At 39.4% G+C, this 6,108-nt stretch carries 6 protein-coding genes; 5 read left to right on the top strand and 1 reads right to left on the bottom strand.

From position 1 onward, the window contains the following. The 4 genes from E1176_RS07995 to E1176_RS07980 form a co-directional block, all read left to right on the top strand. Positions 1-262 (top strand): response regulator transcription factor (locus tag E1176_RS07995; protein WP_185152698.1); only part of this gene is annotated, 262 nt, incomplete at its 5' end. Between the two features lie 74 nt (positions 263-336). After that, positions 337-759 (top strand): hypothetical protein, encoded by a 423-nt coding sequence (locus E1176_RS07990; RefSeq protein WP_155210088.1) that lies wholly within the window; start codon positions 337-339, stop codon positions 757-759. Positions 760-788: 29 nt separating this feature from the next. Continuing rightward, positions 789-1,259 (top strand): hypothetical protein, encoded by a 471-nt coding sequence (locus E1176_RS07985; RefSeq protein ID WP_155210087.1) that lies wholly within the window; start codon positions 789-791, stop codon positions 1,257-1,259. 69 nt (positions 1,260-1,328) lie between these two features. Then, entirely contained in the window at positions 1,329-1,904 is a 576-nt protein-coding gene (locus tag E1176_RS07980) for a 1-acyl-sn-glycerol-3-phosphate acyltransferase (protein WP_155210086.1), read from the top strand. A gap of 16 nt (positions 1,905-1,920) precedes the next feature. Here E1176_RS07980 and E1176_RS07975 read toward each other — a convergent pair whose 3' ends face one another. Beyond that, positions 1,921-2,628: a YebC/PmpR family DNA-binding transcriptional regulator gene (locus E1176_RS07975; protein WP_155210085.1), complete on the bottom strand. Its 708-nt coding sequence runs from the start codon at positions 2,626-2,628 to the stop codon at positions 1,921-1,923. 133 nt (positions 2,629-2,761) lie between these two features. On the opposite strand from E1176_RS07975, the gene E1176_RS07970 reads away from it, so the two are divergent. Continuing rightward, a partial coding sequence (locus E1176_RS07970; protein ID WP_155210084.1) for a ligand-binding sensor domain-containing protein occupies positions 2,762-6,108 on the top strand: 3,347 nt, incomplete at its 3' end.

Here is a 6,108-nt window from a genome sequence, read left to right as displayed (position 1 = left end):
ATCTTTTGGGCATAAGCTCAACCGTATTAGAAGAGAAGAGCAATTTAAATTGAGCCATGTAACTCAGTTTGAGTCTCTCACCAGGCGTGAGTACGAGATTGTAAGTTTATTGGCCAACGATTATAATAACCCTCAAATTGCTCAGGAGCTTTATATAAGCCGATCTACGGTAGAGCAACATCGCAAGAACATCAACAAAAAACTCGAGATTCATAGTTTCAGGCAGTTGTATGATTATGCGCTTGCCTTCGATCTTGTTTAAAAGGAAACAAACCCCTCGGTCGTTTCATCGATAACTTTCTACGCTAATTAGTTTCTTTTATTTAGCTTTGGCGCATGATCAATTACCCAATTACATTATCATCTGACGAAGAGAAGGTTGAGTGCACCCAGGCGTGTGATAAAATTGAGAATTTTCTCAACAAAAAAAGTGAAAACCTTAAGCTTGATGAGCTTAAAACCTTTCTGGACGGCATGGAATATAGCAGCAGAGAAGTGGAGCTTGCTACCTGGCAGGAAGTATATAAAGAATTATCAAGAGTTGGGCTTTGTCTAAACATAAACCTTGAAGGCTCTGCAAAATATGCCATTACTTATGACATGGCTAAGTCTATGTGGGTACTTGCCCATGTAAAATATTTCACAGAATACATCAGATCTAAAGAGCAGGAGGAGCTACTAGATTATGTAGCGTCATGGTTGAAGATTATTTGTGAGCAGCAAGCCATGAGTTTTGGCGATGTAGAAAAATACATCTAACAATTGCTCCCTCAGATTGTATTTAATGCATGAAACCTGCATCTCTTCCCGAAATAAGAAAAGAACTTAAGTCTCGTGATCCGGAAGAGGTAATACAGATATGCTTGAGGCTCGGTAGGTTTAAGAAAGACAACAAAGAATTGTTGACTTACCTGCTATTTGACGCACAGGATGAACAGGCCTACATCGAAGCTGTGAAGTATGAGATTGATGATATGATGGACGAAATCAATCATAATCATATCTATTATGCAAAAAAGAGCTTGCGTAAAATCCAGCGTAATTTAAATAAATACATCAGGTACTCGGGCAACAAGCAAACCGAGGTTGAGGTGTTGCTACATTTCGGTATGGCCATAAAAGACTCGAAAGTTGCCATTCACCGAAGCAACGTACTCAGTAACATGTATGATAGGATAATCGCACGCATAGAAAAAGCGCTCGGAACACTTCATGAAGATATTCAGGCAGATTATAGACATGAAATCGAGCAGCTTTAAGAGCGCTGAATTTTAGTAATAAATAACAAAGTCCATTTAATAGTATATTGGTAATCTCACTGTGCAGCCATGCTAAAAAAATTATTCTATCTGCTTTTCAAGCTTAAAAAATGGAAATTAAATACTCCTCCACCTCCGGAGGCTTTTAATTGCATTATGGTGGCTGCACCTCATACCAGCAATTGGGATTTTGTGTATAGCATTACCGCCTTGGCTCAGCTTAAGCTTAAGCCTAGATTTACGATTAAAAAAGAGCTCAAAAAATTCCCTCTAGGTGCATTAATTGACCCTCTGGGTGCTTTGTGGATTGATCGGTCTCCATCAAAAGACAAACGCCTGAGCATGACAGATGTAATGGTCAACTTATTTAAAAATGCCCAAAAGCCACTTTGCATGGTGGTGACGGTAGAAGGAACTCGAGCGAGGACTACCAAGTGGAAAACAGGGTTTTATTATGCTGCTTTAGAAGCTAAAGTGCCTATTTGCCTGGCCTATATGGATTATGAAAAACGAGAAACCGGAGTGGGTATGTGTTTTATGCCAACAGGCGATATAAAGGCAGATATGAAAATTGTAATGGATTTTTATAAAGGCAGAAAAGGAAAACACCCGGAAAACTTTGCCTTAGATGAAAGGTACGCTTAGCCCGGGTGTCTAAATATTATACCATGTTATGATAGACGTTTTGTACGTCATCATCTTCTTCTAATTTCTCTAGCAGTTTGTCAACTTCTTCAGTTTCTTCTTCTGAGAGTGATTTTGTAACATTTGGTATGCGCTCAAACCCAGAAGAAATAATTTCAAATTCTCTCTCTTCCAGCGTTTTTTGTAACGCACCATAGCTTTCAAACGGTCCATAAATCATGATGCCGTCCTCATCTTCAAACACTTCTTCTGCACCATAATCAATCAACTCCAGCTCCAACTCCTCTATATCGATATCGTGTTTTGCTATTTTGAAGTTGCAGGTATGGTCAAACATAAACTCTACAGACCCTGAGGTGCCCAAACTTCCATTACATTTATTGAAATAGCTTCTCACATTAGCCACTGTGCGGTTATTGTTGTCTGTGGCTGTTTCTACTAAAATAGCGATGCCATGAGGTGCATAACCTTCAAACAAGGTTTCTTTATAATCTCCCTGGTCTTTATCTGTAGCTTTTTTAATTGCCCTTTCTACATTGTCTTTGGGCATATTAGCGGCTTTGGCATTCTGAATGAGGGCACGTAATCTCGAGTTAGAATCCGGGTCTGGCCCACCATCTTTTACTGCCATAGTGATGTCTTTACCTAATCGGGTAAAGGTCTTGGCCATTTGGCCCCAGCGTTTCATTTTACGCGCTTTTCTAAATTCAAATGCTCTTCCCATAGTATGTGATAATAAAAGGCTGTAAATATAATCAGTTTGATAAATTGAACAGCTAATAATTGGAAGATACTACGGTTATAAGCTTATTTTTATTTTACTTAAAGCATAGAAAAACAAACACCCGGCATCGTATATGAAATTTTTTAGGCTTTTGATGTTTTTGCTTTGTGGTCTTTATCTACAGGGCTATGGGCAAGAGCCTGCATTGAAGTTTACCCATTATGGTAAGGCAGATGGCTTAAATCAAAGTAGTGTAAATGCCATTTATCAGGATAGTCGAGATATTTTATGGATTGCCAATTTTGGCGGTATCAACGCATTTGATGGGTACACCTTCAAGTCATATGAGGCAGATTTTAACGATAGTACTTCAATCCCTGATAACTCTGTCTGGACGATTTTTGAAGACCACAAAAATGACCTTTGGTTTGGCACTAAAAGTAGTCTTTCAAAATATAACCAAGCCACCGATGATTTTACCAACCACTTTATTTTTCCGGTAGAATCAAGCACGTTGGCTATCAAAGCCATATACGAGACCAGGGCGGGTGATTTCTTAGTTGGAACTGAAGGCAAAGGATTATTTTATTTCGATAAAAGCACTCAAAAGTTTGAGCCTCACACAGGCTTTCCTTCCAATATAAAAGTGACCCAGATCATAGAAAATACACAGCAGACTTTGTGGGTGGCTACTGAAAATTTAGGATTGTACAAACTAAGCCCTCAGGATGAGCAGGCAGTTCAATATAGTAAACTGGGAGGAGTAAGCGTCTCAACCATTTGGTCTATGGCATTAAATACCAACGATGACTTATGGATAGGAAGCGATAGCCATGGCTTAATTATTTTTAATGCACAAAATCAGTCATTTGATTTAGCCTCTGACTTGTACAGCTCTTATGTAGGAGGTGAAAAGATCAAGACAATAGAAAGAGATACGCTTGGGAGAATGTGGATTGGGAGTGCAACAGAAGGCCTTTCCATCTATGACCCTAAAACCAGTCAGTTTTACTTTTACGAGCACATTGCAGGAGACGCGCAGTCTCTCTATGATAATGACGTAAGCGATATACACCCTGGAGCAAATGGAGTGGTTTGGCTGGGTTTGTATATGAATGGTTTTAACAAAGTAATTGAAACACCTTTTCATACCATTAAACACAGACCTGGCCGTGAAGACGGGCTTTCAAATAACAACGTATATAGCATGTATCGTGATCGGTCTGGGTATTTGTGGTTTGGTACTTTTGGCGGTGGTCTTAATCGATACAATCCCGCAGATAAATCATTTCTCACCTACAAACACAACCCTAACGATGAGAAATCAATTAGCCATGATTGGGTGAGGATAATACGCGAAGATTCTAAAGGCAATATGTGGGTAGGCACCTGGGGTGGTGGTCTCAATAAATTTAATAGAGAGACCGGTCAGTTTGAGAGATATCTGCCCGATGGAGAAGCCAATAGCTTAAATTTCAATATCGTTACCGCCATTCATGAAGATCAGTTCGGCACGCTTTGGATAGGTACTTATGGTGGTGGAATCAATATCTATCAGCCGGAGACCGATGATTTTCGATCAATACAACACAATGAAAATGATAAGAACTCCTTAAGTGATGATCATATCACATCTTTTTATACTGACGATGATGGCAATTTATGGGTATGTACCTACGGAGGTGGTATAAACCGATTTGATTATTCTACAAATAGTTTTAAGCGATTTGTACCAGAGAAAGGCAAGAAATTTAGTCTCAACAACTTTAAAGTACTACATATTTTTCCCGATAAGGACAGCACCTTCTGGTGGCTCACCACATTGGGAGGTGGCGTGAACAAGTTGTATCCAAAACAGGAGAGATTTACTGCGTATACTACTAAAGATGGCTTAGCAAATAACTCCACTATGGGTATGTTGGCTGATGAACATGGTTATTGGATAAGCACAAACAATGGATTGTCTTACATGAACACCCAAGATATGTCATTTGCCAACTACACCACGGCAGATGGGCTTACCAGTGATGACTATAACCTGGAAGCATATGCGCAGGATGATCTGGGCTTATTTTACTTCGGAGGCAAAAAGGGAGTTACTTATTTCGACCCAAAGGATGTAAAAGTCGATAAGACGTTTCCCAGGGTTGAGATTGTAAATCTACAAGTGGATGGGAAGGATTACATACTTGATGGTGAGGATAATGACATACCGTATAACAGTCGGGTCATGTTTGAGTTTGCTGCAATCAACCCCAATAAAACCAGTAAAATTTCTTACGCTTATAAGCTAAAGGGCCTAAATGACAGTTGGCAGTATGTTGAAAAGCAGAGAATGGCAACATTTGCCTCATTGCCACCCGGTGATTATCAATTACAGGTAAAATCTACAAATGGAAGTGGTTTGTGGAGCGAGAGCTATTCTACAACTACTTTTTACATACCACCGCCATGGTATATGACCTGGTATTTTAGAGTAGGGGTTGTAGTCTTATTGTTGATTATTGCCTTTCTGTATTACTACAGCAAAATAAAGCAATATAAGAGGCAACAGTTGATTTTAGAAAAGAAGGTAGAGCATCGCACGCAGACAATTGCTCAAAAAAATAAAGACCTGGAGCAGTCTTACGATAAACTGAAAAAACTAGAAGGTTTTAAAGAGTCATTAGTACAAATGATCGCACACGATCTAAAGAACCCGTTAGTGACCATTCTGGGGAGATCTGAAGGGAAGGTTGAGGATGAAAACATGCATAAAATCAATAAGTCAGGGCGCTCAATGCTTAGAATGATCGAGGATATGCTCGATGTACAAAAGTTTGAAAGCGATAAAATGAAGCTTAATCTGACGGATGAATCCTTGCAGCTCGTGGTGACTAACGCCATGTCTGAAGTAGCAGATTTAGCTGAAGAAAAAGGCGTATTCTTAAAATCTAAAATCGATTCCTCTTATGGAGTGCATATCGATGCTGAACTCATTAAAAGGGTTTTAGTCAATTTACTCTCAAATGCCATAAAATTTTCTCCTACAGGTAAGCCGGTAGAAGTATCAGCAACTAAAACTGATGATCGTATTCTGATTGAGGTAAAAGATTTTGGGGCAGGTGTTGCTCCTGAATTACAGCAAAAGATTTTTGAAAAATATACCCAGGACAAGGTAAAAGCCTCAGGTAAGGCCAAGTCGACCGGTCTTGGATTACCTTTCTGTAAGTTGGCTGTCTCGGCTCACGGTGGTACTATTGGTGTGAAATCACAAGCTGGAAAAGGCAGTACATTTCATTTCGATCTAGCCATGAGTGAGGTAAAAGCACAAGCAAATAGTGACATCACACAGAGTAAGCAGCCTCTGAATTTACAGTTATCTGAGGAAGATCTAGCTTTACTAAACGGACATAAACAAGAGCTTTTGGAGCTAACCATCTATGAAACAGGTCAATGGTATCACTTATTAAAAAAACTTAAAGAGAGTGACTCCGCCAC

This window comes from Fulvivirga aurantia (assembly GCF_009711475.1).
In the GTDB taxonomy this organism is placed as follows: Bacteria; Bacteroidota; Bacteroidia; order Cytophagales; family Cyclobacteriaceae; genus Fulvivirga; species Fulvivirga aurantia.
Note: the sequence above shows the minus strand (reverse complement) of the source record. Positions and strands in the feature narration are given on the sequence as shown.

Excerpts from the sequence above, each read along its gene's own strand:
- E1176_RS07990 (WP_155210088.1), top strand. The coding sequence starts at position 337 with ATGATCAATTACCCAATTACATTATCATCTGACGAAGAGAAGGTTGAG.
- E1176_RS07985 (WP_155210087.1), top strand. The coding sequence starts at position 789 with ATGAAACCTGCATCTCTTCCCGAAATAAGAAAAGAACTTAAGTCTCGT.
- E1176_RS07980 (WP_155210086.1), top strand. The coding sequence starts at position 1,329 with ATGCTAAAAAAATTATTCTATCTGCTTTTCAAGCTTAAAAAATGGAAA.
- E1176_RS07975 (WP_155210085.1), bottom strand. The coding sequence starts at position 2,628 with ATGGGAAGAGCATTTGAATTTAGAAAAGCGCGTAAAATGAAACGCTGG.